The sequence below is a fragment of the Catenuloplanes sp. NPDC051500 genome (genome assembly GCF_044454585.1).
Lineage (GTDB): Bacteria > Actinomycetota > Actinomycetes > Mycobacteriales > Micromonosporaceae > Catenuloplanes.
Genome location: NZ_JBITDX010000005.1, coordinates 299,852 through 317,368, shown reverse-complemented (window position 1 = coordinate 317,368; position 17,517 = coordinate 299,852). Strand labels below are relative to the sequence as shown.

11 protein-coding genes are annotated in these 17,517 nt (G+C 72.2%); 3 read left to right on the top strand and 8 right to left on the bottom strand.

What is annotated here, in order from left to right; genetic code table 11:
• Window positions 1–530: 530 nt before the first annotated feature.
• Both ACIA8K_RS13330 and ACIA8K_RS13325 read right to left on the bottom strand, forming a co-directional pair.
• Window positions 531–3,317 carry an adenylate/guanylate cyclase domain-containing protein gene (locus ACIA8K_RS13330; protein ID WP_396058313.1) on the bottom strand — a complete coding sequence of 929 codons (2,787 nt, stop codon included), beginning with the start codon at window positions 3,315–3,317 and terminating at the stop codon, window positions 531–533.
• Between the two features lie 264 nt (window positions 3,318–3,581).
• Complete coding sequence (locus ACIA8K_RS13325; protein ID WP_396058311.1) at window positions 3,582–3,794, bottom strand: zinc ribbon domain-containing protein; 213 nt, start codon at window positions 3,792–3,794, stop codon at window positions 3,582–3,584.
• 353 nt (window positions 3,795–4,147) lie between these two features.
• Here ACIA8K_RS13325 and ACIA8K_RS13320 point away from each other — a divergent pair, with 353 nt between their 5' ends.
• The 3 genes from ACIA8K_RS13320 to ACIA8K_RS13310 all read left to right on the top strand — a co-directional run bounded on the left by ACIA8K_RS13320 (window position 4,148) and on the right by ACIA8K_RS13310 (window position 10,062).
• Complete coding sequence (locus ACIA8K_RS13320) at window positions 4,148–5,635, top strand: murein transglycosylase (RefSeq protein ID WP_396058309.1); 1,488 nt, start codon at window positions 4,148–4,150, stop codon at window positions 5,633–5,635.
• Window positions 5,636–5,704: 69 nt separating this feature from the next.
• Window positions 5,705–6,709: a GNAT family N-acetyltransferase gene (locus ACIA8K_RS13315; protein ID WP_396058307.1), complete on the top strand. Its 1,005-nt coding sequence runs from the start codon at window positions 5,705–5,707 to the stop codon at window positions 6,707–6,709.
• A 104-nt stretch (window positions 6,710–6,813) separates the two neighbouring features.
• Window positions 6,814–10,062 carry a lamin tail domain-containing protein gene (locus tag ACIA8K_RS13310; RefSeq protein ID WP_396058305.1) on the top strand — a complete coding sequence of 1,083 codons (3,249 nt, stop codon included), beginning with the start codon at window positions 6,814–6,816 and terminating at the stop codon, window positions 10,060–10,062.
• On the opposite strand, the gene ACIA8K_RS13305 is transcribed toward ACIA8K_RS13310, so the two are convergent.
• The 6 genes from ACIA8K_RS13305 to ACIA8K_RS13280 form a co-directional block, all read right to left on the bottom strand.
• Window positions 10,049–10,660 carry a helix-turn-helix transcriptional regulator gene (locus tag ACIA8K_RS13305; protein WP_396058303.1) on the bottom strand — a complete coding sequence of 204 codons (612 nt, stop codon included), beginning with the start codon at window positions 10,658–10,660 and terminating at the stop codon, window positions 10,049–10,051. The genes ACIA8K_RS13310 and ACIA8K_RS13305 overlap by 14 nt on opposite strands.
• A gap of 1,037 nt (window positions 10,661–11,697) precedes the next feature.
• Window positions 11,698–12,681 carry a porphobilinogen synthase gene (gene hemB / locus ACIA8K_RS13300; RefSeq protein WP_396058301.1) on the bottom strand — a complete coding sequence of 328 codons (984 nt, stop codon included), beginning with the start codon at window positions 12,679–12,681 and terminating at the stop codon, window positions 11,698–11,700.
• Window positions 12,682–12,710: 29 nt separating this feature from the next.
• A complete protein-coding gene (locus ACIA8K_RS13295) occupies window positions 12,711–14,291 on the bottom strand; it encodes a uroporphyrinogen-III synthase (protein ID WP_396058299.1) in 1,581 nt (526 codons plus the stop codon).
• Window positions 14,288–15,370, bottom strand: coding sequence for a hydroxymethylbilane synthase (gene hemC / locus ACIA8K_RS13290; protein ID WP_396058527.1), 1,083 nt, complete (start codon window positions 15,368–15,370; stop codon window positions 14,288–14,290). Before hemC ends, ACIA8K_RS13295 begins: the two co-directional genes overlap by 4 nt.
• Before the next feature lie 2 nt (window positions 15,371–15,372).
• Entirely contained in the window at window positions 15,373–16,689 is a 1,317-nt protein-coding gene (locus ACIA8K_RS13285; protein WP_396058297.1) for a glutamyl-tRNA reductase, read from the bottom strand.
• Window positions 16,686–17,459 (bottom strand): redox-sensing transcriptional repressor Rex, encoded by a 774-nt coding sequence (locus ACIA8K_RS13280; RefSeq protein ID WP_396058295.1) that lies wholly within the window; start codon window positions 17,457–17,459, stop codon window positions 16,686–16,688. The genes ACIA8K_RS13285 and ACIA8K_RS13280 overlap by 4 nt, the downstream gene beginning before the upstream one ends.
• Window positions 17,460–17,517: the final 58 nt, after the last annotated feature.

Sequence of the window (17,517 nt, the reverse complement as noted above, 5' to 3'; positions counted from 1 at the left end):
CCCCCACTCACCGCCACCAGCCCTCCTGAACCGAACCCATGAAATCACTCAGAGTAATTTCACGCCCACCCCAAACCAGCCCTCTCCTTCCAGCCTTTGCTCTGCTTACATGCCCTGCGCTGGCGCGAAGGAGTCGATGCCGGGGTCCGTTTTGGATGGATTCGCCGCTAGGTAAGCAGAGCAAAGGTTGGCGGGAGGTGGCGCCTGAGGCGGGGAATAGATGGCGAAGCACCGCGAAGTACGGGAAATGCAGAATTCGGACACGTCAAGCGTTCGAGTCGTCACGCTCTGCAATGCCGAGTGATCGAGGTCGCGCTGGAGTCGCCGGGGACATGCACGGTGGTGGGGCGCTGGGGGCCGCGGTGAGCGCGTGGCAGGCCGTTAGGAGGCCCCAGGGGTGCGGGAGCAGCGGCGGGGCCGGCTCCGGAGCGACGTGCGGAGCGCCAGCGGAGCCCGGCGCGGAGGTTTGCCCGCGGGAGCGTGCGGGCCGGGCCACCGCGGGTGTGGGAAGAGGACGTTGATTGTGGGTTTCAGGGGCGGCGGCCGGGGGGCAGCTCGATGGTGCGGGTGTCGAGGGTGAGGAGGCGGCCGGCGTCGAGGAAGCGGCCGTCGGAGCTGAGGTCGGGGTGTTCGATGGCGAGGGCTGCGGCGGCGGCCTCGGGGAGGGAGAGGTCGTTGCCCTCGGCGTAGGCGCGGTCGAAGGCGGTGTCGCCGATGACGGCGCGGACGAACTGCTGGTGTTCGGTCCAGTAGTTGGCGAAGATGCCGGGCGTGCTGCGCAGTGAGGAGCGCATGGCGGCGGTGGCGCCGAAGAGGCGGGCGGCGTTGACCGGGTCGCCGCCCATGGCGCAGCGGACGGCCATCGCGTTGATCGTGTCGGTGGCGCGGCGGTGGAAGCCGTGGCCCATCCGGGAGCGGAGCGCGACGACCAGGTGTTCGTGGGCGGCGACCAGATCGCCGCGGCCGAGCGCGATCATGCCGAGGAGCATGTCGACGCCGCGGCGGCCGCGTTCGAGCGGGCGGCCGGCCTCGACGTTGCGGGCGGCGCCGAGCAGTTCGGCGGCCTCGTCGAGCGCGCCACGGCGCCAGAGCAGCTCGGCGAGGCTGTAGATGGCGTAGAGCGCGTCGCCGGGCACACCGTTGGCGGTGGCCCACTCGATGATCTCGCAGACCTGGCGCTCGGCCTCGGCGTACTGGCCCTGGAAGATCAGCGGGCCGCCGCGGGTGGAGAGCACCCGGACGAGCAGGCCGGGGTCGCCGGAGCGGCGGGCGTGCAGTTCGGCCCGCTGGGCGAAGCGCTGCTCCTCCGCGGACTCGCCGTCGGCACCGGCGTGCAGGGAGTGCATGTGGTAGGCCAGGGCGAGTTCGGCGTCGGGGATGTGCTCGCCGGTCTCGGCCATCCTGCCGTACATCCGGAACAGCCAGAGGCGGCCCTCACGGGCGAGTCCGCGCTCGCGCCACCACTGGTCGAGACCCTGGGCCAGGTGCAGGCCGGAGCGGGCGCTGCCGCCGGTGGAGGTCCAGCGCAGCGCGGCGCGGACCTCGTCGGCGAGCGGGTCGAGCGCGTAGAGCGACAGCGTGATCGGCAGGCCGGCCTGGTCGAGGTGGGCGCGCTGGAGGGCCTGCATGGACCAGTCGACGTGCTGGTCGCGGGCGAAGTTCTCCTCGCCGGCGTCGGCCAGGCGGCGGGCGCCGTAGGCCTTGATCGGGTCGAGGATGCGGTAGAGCGTGCCGGACGCGTGCGGCTCGACCTGGACCATCGACTTGTCGACGAGCACGGCAAGCGGGTCGAGCGGGTCGTCCTTGAGCACCCACTCGACGGTGGGCAGGTCGACCGGGCCGGCGAAGACGGACAGCCAGCGCAGCAGGCGGGCGGCGCGCGGGCCGAGCGTCCGGTACGACCAGGTGACCGTGGCCTGCATGGTCTGGTTGCGGGAGGCGGCGGACGCGGCGCGGGCCGCCGGGCCGATCGCGACCGTGGCGTCGGTGTCGCCGGAGCCGGCGTCGAGCACTCCGAGCAGGTCGTCGAGGCGTTCCGCGAGCTGGCTTGCGGAGAGGAGGCGCAGGCGGGCGGCAGCCAGTTCGATCGCGAGCGGCAGGCCGTTGAGGCGTCCGGCCACGCGGGCCAGGTGGGTGACCTCGGCAGGGCTGGGGGCGCGGCCGCCGCGGGCCAGGGACGTGCGGTCCATCAGCAGCGCGACCGCGTCGGAGGGGGCGCCGCCGGGGCCCGGCTGCACGGACAGCGGCGGTATCCGCCAGACGACCTCGCCGGCCACCCGGAACGGCTCCCTGCTGGTGGCCAGCACCTTCGCCCCGGTGCCGCCGGTCAGCAGCGAGGCGATCACCTCGGCGGCCGCGGCGAGCTGGGCGTCGCCGGTGTCCAGGACGAGCAGCATGCGGCGGCCGGCGGCGGACTCGACGAGCGTGTCGAGGATCGGGCGGCCCGGTTCGGGGCGCAGGCCGAGCACGGCCGCGACCGCGAACGCGACCAGCCCGGAGTCGGTGACCGGGGCGACGTCGACGTACCAGACGCCGTCCGGGAAGCGCTCGACCAGGCCGCCGGCGGTCTCCACCGCGAGCCGGCTCTTGCCCGCGCCGCCCGGGCCGACCACCGTGACCAGGCGATGCGTTTCGATGAGCGTGGCCAGTTCGATGCACTCCGCGCCGCGGCCGACGAACGTGGTCGCCTGGTGCGGCAGGTTGTGCGCGGCCGCCTCGGTGCGCGGGCGCGGGAAGTCGGTCTCCAGGCCGGGCGCGGCCAGCTGGAACAGGCGCTCGCGCCCGTCGAAGCCGCGCAGCCGGTGCAGGCCCAGGTCGACCATGGCGGTGTCGTGCGGTATCGCCGCGGCGAGGCGGGCGGTCGCGGCCGAGCAGAGCACCTGGCCGCCGTGCGCGGCCGCGGCGACCCGGGCCGCGCGGTGCACCTCGGGGCTCGCGTACTCCCGGCCGATCGGCGTGGCGTAGCCGCTGTGCAGGCCCATCCGCACCTTGGGCGCGACGCCGCCGGGGGCGGGCCAGTGGTGTGCCGCAAGTGCGCGCTGGGCCGTCAGGCAGGCGGTGACCGCGTCGGACGCGTCGGCGAACGCGACGAAGAAGGAGTCACCCTCGGTGAACAGCTCGATGCCGTTGTGTGCCGTGATGATCTCGCGAAGCAGCCGCCGATGCTCTTCGAGCACCGGGCGATATCCGCCGCCGAGCATCTGGGCCAACCGGGTTGAACCCTCGATGTCGGTGAACAAGAACGTCACCAGGCCGCTTGGCAGGTGATCCATTGCCGGCACGCGTGGAACCTCCGCCCCCTGGAAGTCGCGAATCATGCTGCCGTACCTGTCGGACCAGGTACATCCTCGAAACGGATGGCCCCGGCTCCCCCAAGGTAGTAGCCGCGGGTGAGGTCAACGAGCCGCCGTTTCGGCCGCACCGGGGTCATCCGGGCGACTACGGCTGGGCTAACGAGAACGACCGGGGCCGGTTGTGGCACGACAGGTCAGAGCTCACACCCATCCGGATGATCATCCGAAAGGCCCATCCGCACGTGTTTGAACCTCCGTTGATTACGGTTATATAGGCCCTTTATAGCCCTAACCGCAACCGCAGGCCCCACCGCAGCAGCCGCCGCCCCCGGACCGCACCGGAGCAGCCCCGCCGCGTCCGGTGACCGCGACGGTGGAGAGCAATTTCACCGTGTCGTCGTGCCCGTCCGGACACGCCGCAGGCGCGCCGGCCTCGGTCATCGGCCGGTTGACCTCGAAGGTTGCGCCGCAGGCACGGCAGCGGAAGTCGTAGCGTGGCATGAGGAGAGGGTACGGCGGCGCGCGCCGGTTCCGGCAGCCACGCGGACATGGGTAATGTTCGGACCGTGATGGACGGGGACGGCCGGCCGGAGTCAGTGATGCCGAATATGGACAGTCCGAGCAAGGAACCATCATCCTCAGCAGAGGCTACATCTGCGGCAAATCCGACAAATCCGGATAAGCGCACCGGTCCCGGACCTCGGTCCTGGGGCGTCGCAAGCGACTCGATAGAGCAACCGGAACCTTCCCCCGAAAAAGCCCCAAAACACAGCAAATCCCTTGAGGGTACGACCGGCGGCGCGGCACGGGTTTCGCGCGAGGGAGACGCCGCCCGGCGCGGGAGCGGCACCTCGGTGATCGAGGTCGACTCACCCGACAGCGGGATGAACGAGGGCGTACCCGGCGTCCGGAAGGCGGCAGGTCCGGCCGGCGCGGCGCAGCCCTCGACTCCGGCCGGCACGGGCAGGGCCTCCGAGCCGGAGGTGGGCGCCAAGACCGGCATGCCCGCGCCGGTGGTGGCCGCCGGGACCGGCGTGCCGACACCGGTCGTCGGTGCCACGTCAGATGTGCCCGCGCCGGCAGCAGGCCCGGCGGCACCGGAGGTGGGCACCCACGCCGGCGTACCCGGACCCGTCGGGGCGCACGCGGCGGCGAAGCCTGACAGGCCCGTGGAACCGGCCCTGAAAGCTGACGAGGCCGGGTCCGGAACGACCGCGGCGACGACGAAGCCCCCGATCTCGGACAACGCCCGCACGCCCGGCGACCTGGCCGCCACCAAAACCGACCTGCCCCCGGTCAAGGACGCCGGAAAGGCCGGCGACGGCGCTCCAGCCGTCAGCGCCGCCTACGGCCTGGCCCGGCTCACCCGCCGCCGGCTACGCCCGCCCGGCACCCCCCGCCACGCGGCCGTCCCGCTCAACCCGATGCTGCGCCGCCTCCCCGCCGTACACGGGATGGCGCAGCGCTCGCTCGACGGTGCCGCCGCCTGGCGTCGCAGCCGGTGGGGCCGCCTGACCCTGCCCGGACTGCTGCTGCTCGTGCTGCTCGTCGCCGCGGGCGCCACCGGTGGCTACCTGGTCCCGGCCGTCGCCGGCTCCAGGACGGCCGCGCAGCCGCCGCCCAGCACCGAGCCCACCCCCGGCCCGATCGACCCGACCGCGGCCGCGCCCGGCCCGGAGTTCCCGGTGCCGCCGCTGGTAACAGGCCTGCCGACGCTGCCGGGGGATCCGGCCGGGGGCGTCACACCGACCGCGCCGGTGGCGGGCGTACGTCCCGCGGACGCGCTCGCCGGCTGGGCACAGCAGGTGAGCGCGAAGTCAGGCATCCCGCCGGTGGCGATGCAGGCCTACGGGTACGCGGAGTGGGTGGTCGGCCAGCGCCTGCCGAACTGCCACCTGAACTGGACGACGCTTGCCGCGATCGGCAAGGTCGAGTCCAACCACGGCCGGGCGAACGGCGCGACGCTGCTCCCGGACGGCGAGTCGAACCCGCCGATCCAGGGACTGCCGCTGGACGGCCAGGGCGACCGCAAGCTGATCCCGGACACGGAGCAGGGGCGGCTGGACGGCGACACCACCTACGACCGGGCGATCGGCTCGATGCAGTTCATCCCGACGACCTGGGCGATCTGGAAGGCCGACGCGGACAACGACGGTGTCAGCGACCCGAACGACATCGATGATGCGGCGCTCGCGGCCGGTAACTATCTGTGTGCGAACGGGAAGGACCTGGCGACCACGGAAGATTGGTGGAACGCGATCCTGACCTACAACAACGTGGAGCCCTACGCGCAGTCGGTGTACGAGGCGGCGAACGACTTCGGCATCCGTAGTCGCACGTAGAGTGACGACATACGCACATTGGAGGAGCGGAGGCTTCCGTGCGGCGGGCGATCACGGCAAGCTGTAGGCGTGACAGTGCGCGAGTGGGACCCCCGGACGGCGCCGGACAGCGAGCTCCAGTCCCTGCTGGAGACGCTTAACGCGGTGCTCGCGGCCGACCTTCCGGACGACCCGCCGTGGCGGAACGACCATCTCCGGCCCTACCTGACCGAGACCATGCCGAGCGAGCGCCGCGTCTCCTGGGTCTCCCAGGAGACTGACGGCAGCCTGTCCGGCATGGTCAACGTGCTGCTCCTGGGCGGCATCGGCGTGCTCGAGGTGCTCGTCCACCCGGGCATGCGCCGGACCGGCCTGGCCCGCCGCCTGGTCGCCACGGCCGTCCGCCGCCTGTTCGCCGAGGGCTTCTCCTCGGTCGGCGTGGAGGTGGTCGGCGACACCCCGGCGATCGCGTTCTTCGAGTCGCTCGGCTTCGAGCGGGAGTACGTCGAGACCCGCAGCGTGCTCCGGCTGTCCACGATGGACTGGCTTGCGCTCGGCGAGATGGCGCGCGGCATCGCGGCCGGCTACCGCGTGGAGTACTTTCCGGGCGGCCCGCCGGACGACATGCTTGAGGCGTACGCGATGGCCAAGGCGGAGCTGCGCGACAACGACAGCGGCGACCTGGAACTGCGCCCCAGCTCGTACGATGCCCGCCGCCTGCGGGAGAGCCTGAACACGCTGCACCGCCGCGGCATGACGCCGCACATCGTGCTGGCCGTGCACGAGAAGTCCGGCGCGGTCGCGGGCCTGACCGAGGTGGTCGTCCCGGCGCAGCACCCGACGCGCGCGGACCAGTACGACACGATCGTCGTGCAGGACCACCGGGGGTACGGCATCGACCGGGCGATCAAGGCGCGCATGCTGTTCGAGCTGCGGTCGGCCGAACCACGCCTGACCGAGGTGCAGACGTGGAACGCACAGTCCAACGAGTCCATGCTCAAGGTCAATGCGGAGCTCGGTTTCCAGCCCGACCGCGAGTGGTGCGAATACGGGGCCGATGTGGGCGAACTGGTGCATCGCCTGGAGGGCATCTGACCTGCGAATCCAAGAATTAACAGGGAGTATCACCAATCGATGGACGCCTGCCGGTGCCACGCCTTAACGTGCGTTGGTTCTGATCGTCCCGCCCTGGAGGATTCATGCGCCCTCGACTCTGGCGCGCCACACTGGCCGGTACGGTCACCGCCGTCGCGGCGGTAGGCCTCGTACCCGGTGTGGCGACCGCCGCGCCGCCCGACCTGCTCATCTCGGAATACCTCGAAGGCAGCAGCAACAACAAGGCCGTCGAGATCTACAACGGTACGGGCGCGGCGGTGGATCTCTCCGCATACTCGCTCCGGTTCTACTTCAACGGCGCGACCTCGTTCACAAGCGTGCCGCTGACCGGCTCGGTCGTGGACGGGGACGTGTTCGTGCTAGCCCACGCGTCCGCCAACGCGGCGATCCTGGCCGCCGCAGACCAGACGTCGAGCGCGAGCTTCTACAACGGCGACGACGCGATCGTGCTGGCCAAGGGCACCACAGTGGTCGACTCGCTGGGCCAGGCCGGCGTGGACCCGGGCACCGAGTGGGGCGCCGGCCTGACCAGCACGGCCGACAACACGCTGCGCCGGCTCCCGTCCGTGACCGCGGGCGACACCACGATCGACGACGCGTTCGACCCGGCGGCACAGTGGGCCGGCTTCGCCACGGACACCGTGGACGGGCTGGGGTTCCACGTGGCCGACGGCGGCGGGCCGGTGGACGTACCCCCGGTGCTGTCCTGTGCTCCGATCTCGACCGTGGTCGGCACGGCCGGCAGCGGCACGGTCACCGCGGCCGACGCGGACGACGTGATCACGGACCTGGCCGTCGCCTCCGCCACGCCGGGTATCTCCCGCACCGCGTTCACGCCGGCGACCGCGGTGGGCGGCACCGCGTCCGCCACGATCGGCGTGACCGCGGACGTACCGGCCGGCACCTACCCGGTCACGGTCACCGCGACCGACGCCGAGGGCGGCGCCACGACCTGCACGGTGAGTGTGACGGTCGCCGAGGTGCTGACCGTGGGTGAGGTGCAGGGCGCCACGCCGGACTCCGGCAACGCGCGCGACCACCGCTCGCCGCTGGCCCCGGCCTCCGGGAACGGCAGCAGCGCGAGCTACCACGTCGTGCAGGGCGTGATCACGCAGCTCGCCCAGGCCCGGACCGCGGCCGGCGCCACCACCTACGGCTTCTTCCTGCAGAGCCGGCTGGGCGCGACCGACGACGACCCGGACAGCGCGGACGGGATCTTCGTCTTCATGAGCACGTTCACCTCGCTCGTCGGCGGCTACGTGCCGGTGCCCGGCGACGAGGTCGTGCTGCGCGCCCGCGTCTCCGAGTACTACAACTACACGCAGCTCAGCGGCGCCTCGCTGGTCCGCACGGTCGCGTCCGGCCTGCAGGTGGACACCGTGGTGGCCACGACCGACGCGCGCCCGCCTGCGGACCTGGCCGTCGCGGACCGCTACTGGGAGCGGCACGAGGGCGAGCGCATGCGCGTCCGGTCCGGGTCCAGGACTGTCAGCGGACGCAACGTGTTTCCGTCGACGGCCGACTCCGAGGTGTGGCTGCTCGACCGGGACGACCCGATCCTCGCGCGCAACGACCAGTACGCGCGCCGGGTCTTCCGGGACGCGCACCCGCTTGACGACGTGCCCGCCGAGCTGTTCGACAACGGCAACGGCAGCCGCATCCTGATCGCGAGCATGGGCGTGAAGGCGGCCGCGAACGACAGCACCGCGCTGCTTCCCGGCGCCACGACGTTCGACACGCTCACCCGCGACGCCGTCGGGGGCCTCTACTACACGTTCGAGAAGTACGCCGTGCAGGCCGAGGCCGCCTCGTTCTCGGCCGGCGCCGACCCGTCGAGGAACAACCCGCCGAAGCCCGCCGACCGCGGTGCCGAGCTGGCGATCTCGTCGTACAACGTGGAGAACCTCTACGACTTCCGCGACGACCCGTTCGACGGCTGCGACTTCACCGGCAACACCGGCTGTGCGGGCGTGTCACCGCCGTTCGACTACGTGCCGGCCAGCCAGGCGGAGTACGACACCCAGCTCGCCAACCTCGCCGACCAGATCACCAAGGACCTGCACTCGCCGGACCTGATCCTTGTCGAGGAGGCCGAGGACCAGGACATCTGCACGGTGGCCGCCGGTCAACTGGTCTGCGGCACGACGAACAACGCGGACGGCGCCCCGGACACGCTCCAGGAGCTGGCGCTTACCGTCTCCAGGGCCGGCGGCCCCGCCTATGCCACCGCCTACGACCGGAACGGCGCGGACGCGCGCGGCATCACCGCCGCGTTCCTCTACCGCACGGACCGGCTGTCGCTGGCCCCTGCTGCCGCGGGCGACCCGGTGCTCGGCGCGTCCCCCGCTGTCAGGTACCGCAGCGCGGGCCTGGCGACCAACACGGACGTGCAGAACCCGAAGACGCTCAACGCCGTGCTTCCCGCGGACGTGGACACGACCACCGGCATCGACGGCACGAACGTCTTCACCCGCGCCCCGCAGGTCGGCAGGTTCACCGTCAGGGCCGCGCCCGGCTCGTCCGACACGTACACACTGTGGGCCGTGGCGAACCACTACTCGTCAGGTCCCGACTCCCGGGTGGGCCAGCGCCGGGAACAGGCCGCCTACGGTGCCGCGATCGTGGACGCGATCGAGGCCTCGGACGCCCAAGCCAAGGTCATCTACGGCGGTGACCTGAACGTGTTCCCGCGCCCCGACGATCCGATCGCCACCGCCGCGAACCCGGTCCCGTCCGACCAGCTCGGCCCGCTCTACGAGTCCGGCCTGCACAACCTCTACGACGACCTGCTGGCCGACGCGCCTTCGTCCGCCTACTCGTACTCGTACGAGGGCCAGACCCAGACGCTTGACCATCTGTTCGTGAACGACGCGCTCTACGCCGACCTGATCGAGATGCGCGCCGCCCACATCAACGCGGACTGGTCCGCCGAGGACGAGGCGAACGGCTCCCGGGGCAGCAGCGACCACGACCCGCAGGTCGCCCGCTTCCACACCCGCCCGTCGCTGACGGTCGCGGACGCCCAGATCGCCGAGGGCAACAGCAGCACCCGCCCGCTGACGTTCACGGTGTCGCTGTCCCGCGCCACCAACAAGCCGGTCGTCGTCTGCGCCACCACGCTGGGCATCACCGCCTCGGCCGGATCGGACTACAGCCCTCTGATCCGGTGCGCCACCATCGCCGCCGGCCAGACCAGCACCACCTTCCCGGTGTCGGTCAACGGCGACCGCAAGAAGGAGTCCGACGAGAAGCTCACGCTGCTCGTCGCCGGCATCCCCGGCCTCCGCCAGGCCGACCCGATCGCGATCGGCACCATCCTCAACGACGACTGACATCACCGAACAACGCGTACGCACGAGGCCCGTCACCCACCCTGGTGGCGGGCCTCTCCACATCACCGTCCTCCACCCAGACCGTGCACAACGGCGGCGGCGGATCATTGCGGTACTTCGCCACCCGCACCTCCCACTGACTTCGCCTGCGCTGCCGTTCCCTCAGCTCACGGGACCGGTGAAACGTCTCCGGCGGCCGTGCCAGCCCGTACTGGTCCCCCCACCAGTCCCCCGCCCGCGGATCAAGGATCGTCGACAGATGTGCCGGATACCGCCGCTCGGCACCGTCATACGTCTCATCCCAGACGCTCATCGGCTGCACGATGTGCCCCTCCGGATCGACCACCACCAGATGCAGCCCTGCCACCGCCAGAATCCGCTGCAGCAACGCCACGCTCGGCGCCAGCCCTTCCGTCTCCACCCTCGCCACCGCCGCCGGCGACACCTCCGCCTCCCGCGCCAGATCCCGCTGACTCATGTCCGACATCCGCCGCGCCCGCCGCACCAACCCCGCAATCGGAAACCCCTCCACCACCCCGCCCACCACGCCGCCGTACCCCGCCGCCCGCCGCTTCCTCTTGGCCTTCTCCCTCGTCATGCCCAGCACCTTCCCCCTCACCCCCACCTCCCCGCCACCCCTCCCATCCACCCTCCGTCACTCTCAGTAACACCCCTCACCCGCCCCCTCTCCCCCACCCCACCCACCTTTGCTCTGCTTACCTCGGCTGCGCTTCGCACAAAAGCCGCGGTACGGACGGGTCGCCGTAGGCGCTCGACCAGGTAAGCAGAGCAAAGGTTGGCGGGAGGGTAGGTGGGGGCGAGAAGGTGCGATTACTCGTAGTCACGAAAGCGGTTTAATCGGTCGCGATAAATGGGCGCACGAACGGTCACACAAGGAGTGTGGGAACGGAGACGGCGGGCGAGCGGCACTGGCGGGAGCAGCGCAGGCCACGATCATGAGAGGCCACCGCCGGCTGGAGGCACCGCCGGCTGGAGGCACCGCCGGCTGGAGGCACCGCCGGCTGGAGGCACCGCCGGCTGGAGGCACCGCCGGCTAAGAGCTCTATCCAGGGGACGTCGGCTCGGGCTCAGCGCGGCGACAACGGGGTTTCGGAGCAGCGCCGGTAGCAGAGGTCTCCGACGACAGACATTGCCGACGAAGGACTTCGCCGACGGCGGCGCCGGTGAGTCGGCGGTGGAACGGGGCGTCCGGAGAGCCGTTGATCGGCTGGTCGAGGGCGGATGCGGTGCCGACGGGAGAGGCGCGGCAGCGTTTGGTGGGGCGATCGCCAGGGCTGCCGGGAAGCCACAGCAGAACAGCGGCGAGGCCGTGCGTGGGAAGGCGGGCGAATCGCGGGGACGCCCGGGTTGACGTTTCGAGGCGCGGCGGGATGCGGAGCAGTGTCAGGCTGCACGGGCGGTGCGGGCGTCGGGCGGTGACAGACGGTGGGAGGGGCGAGGGCTCGCCGGGAAGCGCTGGGTGCCTGGTCGGTGGAGGTGCGGGCGCGTGGCGTACCCAGGCGTCGTGAAGTGATGTGGTGGGGGTGTGGTGCCGGCTGTGGGCGGGGCGGCAGGGAGGGAGGGTGCACGAATGTGGGGACGGGGTGGGTGGGGATTGTCCCCACATTCGGGGGGTCAGTAGCGGTGGCGGAGGAGGGTGGCGGCCTCGACGGCCCAGTAGGTAAGGATCATCTGGGCGCCGGCGCGGTGGATCGAGGTGAGGGTTTCGAGGATTGCGGCCTCGCGGTTGATCCAGCCGTTGGCGGCGGCGGCTTCGACGATCGCGTACTCGCCGCTGATCTGGTAGGCGGCCACCGGCACGTCCACCGCGTCCGAGACCCGGGTGAGCACGTCGAGGTAGGGCAGCGCGGGCTTGACCATGACCATGTCGGCGCCCTCGGCCACGTCCAGCGCGACCTCGCGCAGCGACTCGCGCAGGTTGGCGGGGTTCTGCTGGTAGGTGCGGCGGTCGCCCTCGAGGGCGGACTCGACGGCCTCGCGGAACGGGCCGTAGAAGGACGACGCGTACTTCACGGCGTAGGCGAGAATCGCGCGGTCGGAGTAGCCGGCGGCGTCCAAGGCCTTACGGATCACGCCGACCTGGCCGTCCATCATCCCGGACGGGGCGAGCACGCCAGCGCCGGCGGCGGCCTGGGCCACGGCCAGCTCCGCGTACGCCGCCAGGGTGGCGTCGTTGTCCACCGTGCCGTCCGCGGCCAGCAGACCGCAGTGGCCGTGCGAGGTGAACTCGTCGAGGCAGACGTCGCTCATGATGACGGTGGCGTCGCCGACCTCGGAGTACACGTCGCGCAGTGCCACGTTGAGTACGCCGTCCGGGTCGATGCCCGCGGAGCCGGTCTCGTCCCGGGTCTCCGGCACGCCGAAGAGCATCACGCCGCCGACGCCCGCCTGTACGGCCTCGACAACTGCCTTGCGCAGCGAGTCGCGGGAGTGCTGGACCACGCCGGGCATCGAGGTGATCGGCCGCGGCGCGGTGAGACCCTCCTTGACGAACATCGGCAGGATCAGCTGGGCCGGCGCCACCCGGGTCTCCTCGACCATCCGGCGCAGGGCCGGGGTACGACGGAGACGCCGGGGGCGGACGTCGGGGAACGACATGGTCTCTCAGCCTTCCTTGGCGTCGAGTGTCAGCGGAAACGGAGTGCGGTCGGGCCCTGCACCTTCGAGCCGCGGCGCTGCTTGGCCGGCATCGCGGCCAGCTTCTCGCGCAGTTCGACGGCGTACCCGGCGAGCGCCTCCACCAGGTCCGGGACCGAGGCGTGCGGCGGCTGGACGTCGACCCGCAGGCCGAACTCCGTCGCGGTCTCCGCGGTCTTCGGGCCGATCACCGCGACCACGGTGCGCTGGTGCGGCTTTCCGGCGATGCCGACCAGGTTACGGACGGTGGAGGACGAGGTGAAGAGCACCGCGTCGAAGCCGCCGGACTTGATCGCGTCGCGGATGTCGGCGGGCGGCGGGGCGGCCCGGACGGTCCGGTACGCGGTCACGTCGTCGACCTCCCAGCCGCGCTCGACAAGTCCGGCGGCGAGCGTCTCGGTCGCGATGTCGGCGCGCGGGAGCAGCACCCGGCCCACCGGGTCGAGGATCTCGTCGTGCGGGGAGAACTCGGCCAGCAGGCCCTCGGAGGACTGCTCGCCGGCGGGGATCATCTCGGGCTGGATGCCGAACGCGCGCACCGCTTCGGCCGTGGCCTCGCCGATGCAGGCGATCTTGACACCGCCGAAGTGGCGGGCGTCCAGGCCGTGCTCGCCGAACTTCTCCCAGACCGCGCGGACCGCGTTCACCGAGGTGAAGACGACCCAGGCGTACCGGCCGTCGACCAGGCCCTTGATCGCGCGCTCCATCTGGGCGGGCGTGCGCGGCGGCTCGACCGCGATGGTCGGCACCTCGCACGGGATCGCGCCGTAGGCCCGCAGCCGCGCGCTCATCACGCCGGCCTGCTCCTTGGTACGCGGGACGAGCACCTTCCAGCCGTACAGCGGGCGGTTCTCCCACCAGCTCAGCTTGTCGCGCTCGGCGACGCCGGTGCCGAGCGTGAGCACCACCCGGCCGGTGAAGCCGAGCGCTGCCGCGACGAAAGAGTCGACGGACGAGGTGGTGGTGTGCTGGGTGTCGCCGGTGCCGTCGCCGGTCACGCCGACAGGTGTGGTGCCGTCGACGCCGCCGGCGAGCAGGCCGTCCCGGACCGCCGCGAGGTCTCCCGCGTCGACGGCGAGCGAGATCGAGCCGCGGCCGAGCGCGGCGGCGAGCGCCTCGAAGTCAAGCGTGGCGACGTCGTCGATGTCGCCGGTGGTGCGCACGCCGGGCAGCGGAACGCCGGCGTAGGTGGCGACGCCGGCCGCCTGGCCGATGCCGGGAACGACCTCGAAGTGCGCGGCGGTACGCGCGACCGCCTGCACCGCCTCGACCACGGTGTCGTGGCCGAACGGGTCGCCGGCGACCAGGTGCACGGCGTGCAGTCCGGAGCGGGCGGCGGAGAGCAGCACCTTCGCCACGTCCCCGGGGGCGCCTTCGGCGGGCGTGAACTGGGCGTCCTCGCCGGCCTGCGCCTTCAATGCCTCGATGAGCGTTTCCGGCAGGCCCCGGTCGTAGATCACCTGGTCCGCGTCGACGACGGCGTCGTGCGCACGACGGGTCAGCAGGCCTGGATCGCCGGGGCCGGCCCCGACGAACGCGATGTGGCCTACGGCTTTACGGGTGCGGGTCATTGCGTGCTCCCAGTTACATGTGCTTCCGCGGTCCGCGGTGAGGCATTCGGAGTCGTGCCATTCGGGGGCTGGGCAGGGTTCCGGGGCTCGGCCCCGGACGGGCTCAGCGGGGCGGCCGACCAGAGCCCGGCGGCGCCCGCGTCCAGCAGGTCGGCGGCGAGCGCCTTGCCGATCTCGACGGCGTCGGCCGGGCGGCCGGTTCGGGACAGCCGCACGTCGTGTGTGCCGTCCGTGGCGATCACGGCGCCGCGCAGGTAGATCTCGTCGCCGTCGTCGCCCTCCGCGAGTTCCGCGTACGCGCCGACCGGTGCGCTGCAGCCGGCTTCGAGCGTGGCGAGCAGCGACCGCTCGGCCGCGACCACCGCCCGGGTGGCCGGGTCGTCGAGCGCGGTGAGCAGGTCGACCATCTCGGCGTCGTCGGCCCGGCACTCGACGGCGAGCGCGCCCTGTGCGGGTGCGGGCAGCATCAGCATCGGGTCGAGCGTCTCGGCGATCTCGCCGGTGCGGCCGAGCCGGGCCAGGCCGGCCCGGGCCAGCACGACCGCGTCCAGGTCCGCGTGCGGGCCGACCACCCGGGAGATCCGGGTGTCGATGTTGCCGCGGATCGGGACCACGTCGAACTGCAGGCCGAGCGCGTTGAGCTGGGCGATGCGGCGCAGCGCGCCGGTGCCGATCCGGGCTCCGGGGGGAAGCTCGGTCAGCCGGAGGCCGCCGCGGGCGATCAGCGCGTCGCGCGGGTCCTCACGGGGTGGCACGGCCGCGATGTGCAGCCCGGGTGCCGGCGCGGTCGGCAGGTCCTTGTAGCTGTGCACCGCGAAGTCGATGTCCTTGGCCGACAGCGCGTCGCGCAGCGCGGAGACGAACACGCCGACGCCGAGCGTCTGCACCGGCGCGGCGGAGGTGTCCCCGCTGGTCACGATGCGGATCAGTTCGACCGGGCGGCCGGTGGCCTCGGTGAGCGCGTCGGCGACGCGCTGGGACTGGGCGAGCGCGAGCGCGCTGCCCCGGGTGCCCAGGCGCAGGGGGGCCTGCCGGGCGCTCGCGGGCGTGCCGGACCCGGCGCTCTGGCGCTGGGAGATGGTCACGCTTCCCCTCCGATCTCGGGTACGGCGTCGGCGTGGGTCGCCTGCGGGATGTCCAGGTCGAAGAGTTCGCGCAGCAGCGCCGCGTACTGGTCTCCGCCGGGGGTCTGCGCGAGCTGCCGGACCCGGACCGTCGGCGAGTGCAGCAGTTGCTGGACGACGCGGTGCATCGTCCGGGCGACGTCCGCCCGCTGGTCGTCGGTGAATTCCGGGCGGCGCTGGTTGAGGCGGCGCAGCTCCGCGGTGAGCACGTCGTCCGCGCGGCCGCGCAGGGCCGCGACGGTAGGCGCCACGTCCTTGCCGCGCAGCCAGCCGAGGAAGCTCTCCACCTCGCTCGCGACGATGTTCCCGACCGCGATCGTGTCCGCGGAGGCGGGGTGGTCGCGCCGGGCTTCGGCGAGCCGGTCGATGTCGAGGACGACCACGCCGGGCAGGTCGGCCGCGTCCGGTGCGACGTCGCGGGGGAGCGCGAGGTCGAGCACGACGAGCGGGTCCCGGCCGGCCCGGGCGGTGGACACCTCGGCGAGCAGTTCGCGGGTGAGTACCGGCGACGGGGAGGCGGTGGCGGTGACGACGAGGTCGGCGTCGCGCAGTGCGGCGGTGATGTCCGGGTAGTCGACGGACCGTGCGCCGTACGCCTCGGCCAGCCGTGCGGCCCGTTGCGCGTTGCGGTTGGTGACGTGAAGCGTGCCGACGCCGGCCCGGCTGAGCGTGGCGACGGAGAGCGCGCCCATCGCGCCCGCGCCGATGACGAGCGCGGGGCGGCCGTCCAGCCCGCCGGGCAGGTGCTCGGCGGCGACCTCGAGCGCGGCGGTGACCACGCTCTGGCCGGCCCGGTCGATGCCGGTCTCCGAGTGCGCGCGCTTGCCGACCCGCAGGCCCTGCTGCATCAGCTCGTGGAGCAGGCGGCCGGCCGTGTCCGCCTCGGTGGCCGAGTGGTAGGCGTCGCGCAGTTGGCCGAGGATCTGCGGCTCGCCGATGACCATGGAGTCGAGGCCGGCCGCGACCTTGAAGGTGTGCTCCACGGCGTCGCCGTCGAAGTGCACGTAGAGGTGGCTGGCCAGCTCGGTGGGGACGTCGAAGCCGGCGTGCCCGGCCAGGACGGTGCAGATGTCGCCGAGGCCGCCGTGGAACCCGGAGACCGCCGCGTAGATCTCGACCCGGTTGCAGGTGGAGAGCACGACGGCCTCGCCCACGTACGGCTGGGCGAGGAGCCGCTGGAGCATGCCGGGCAGGTCCGCGGGCGCGATCACGAGCCGCTCCAGCACCGAGACCGGGCTGGTGCGGTACGAGGCGCCGACGACGAGGAGTTTCACGATCCGACCGCCTCCGCAGCGTCGGTGGAATGGTGTGAACCCGTCCCGGTCAGGCCGCCGGGCAGGGCGGTGAGTGCGGCCACGCCGGCCGCGCTCGACTTCCGGTGCTGGTGGAAGGAGAGGATCTGCAGCTCGATGGCGAGGTCCACCTTCCGGACGTCGACGCCCACCGGCACGCTGAGCACGCAGGGGGCGAAGTTGAGGATGCCGGTGACCCCGGCGGCGACCAGCAGGTCAGCTACGCTCTGGGCGCCGTCGGCGGGGGTGGCGATGACGCCGATCGCGATCGGGTCCTCCGCGGCGACAAGCGGGAGTTCGTCGAGGTGCCGGACGACCAGGCCGTGGATGCGCTGGCCGACGAGTTCCGCGTCGACATCGAAGAGCGCGGCGATGCGGAAGCCCCGGCTGGCGAACCCGGCGTATCCGGCGAGGGCGTGGCCGAGGTTGCCGAGTCCGACAAGGACGACGGAGCGGCGCTGGTTGAGGCCGAGCACGTACTCGATCTGGTCGACGAGCAGTGCCACGTCGTAGCCGACGCCGCGGGTGCCGTACGACCCGAGGTGGGAGAGGTCCTTGCGGAGCTTGGCCGAGTTGACGCCGGCCGCGGCGGCGAGTTCCTCGCTGGAGACGGTCTCGTGCCCTGCTTCGGCCAGGTTGTGCAGCGCGCGCAGGTATTCCGGCAGCCGGGCGACCGTGGCCTCGGGGAGGTCCGGCAGCGCGGGGACGGCGCCGTTGTGCCCGGGCGTGCCCGGCGGGGGGTGCTGGCTCATGTGACTCCGTGCCGACGTCGCGATCCTCGACCGATCCCGCGGATCAGTCGTTGTGGAA

Coding starts and splice junctions, on each gene's coding strand:
- ACIA8K_RS13310 (WP_396058305.1), top strand. CDS start 6,814: ATGCGCCCTCGACTCTGGCGCGCCACACTGGCCGGTACGGTCACCGCC.
- ACIA8K_RS13305 (WP_396058303.1), bottom strand. CDS start 10,660: ATGACGAGGGAGAAGGCCAAGAGGAAGCGGCGGGCGGCGGGGTACGGC.
- hemB (WP_396058301.1), bottom strand. CDS start 12,681: ATGTCGTTCCCCGACGTCCGCCCCCGGCGTCTCCGTCGTACCCCGGCC.
- ACIA8K_RS13325 (WP_396058311.1), bottom strand. CDS start 3,794: ATGCCACGCTACGACTTCCGCTGCCGTGCCTGCGGCGCAACCTTCGAG.
- ACIA8K_RS13330 (WP_396058313.1), bottom strand. CDS start 3,317: ATGATTCGCGACTTCCAGGGGGCGGAGGTTCCACGCGTGCCGGCAATG.
- ACIA8K_RS13295 (WP_396058299.1), bottom strand. CDS start 14,291: ATGACCCGCACCCGTAAAGCCGTAGGCCACATCGCGTTCGTCGGGGCC.
- ACIA8K_RS13280 (WP_396058295.1), bottom strand. CDS start 17,459: ATGAGCCAGCACCCCCCGCCGGGCACGCCCGGGCACAACGGCGCCGTC.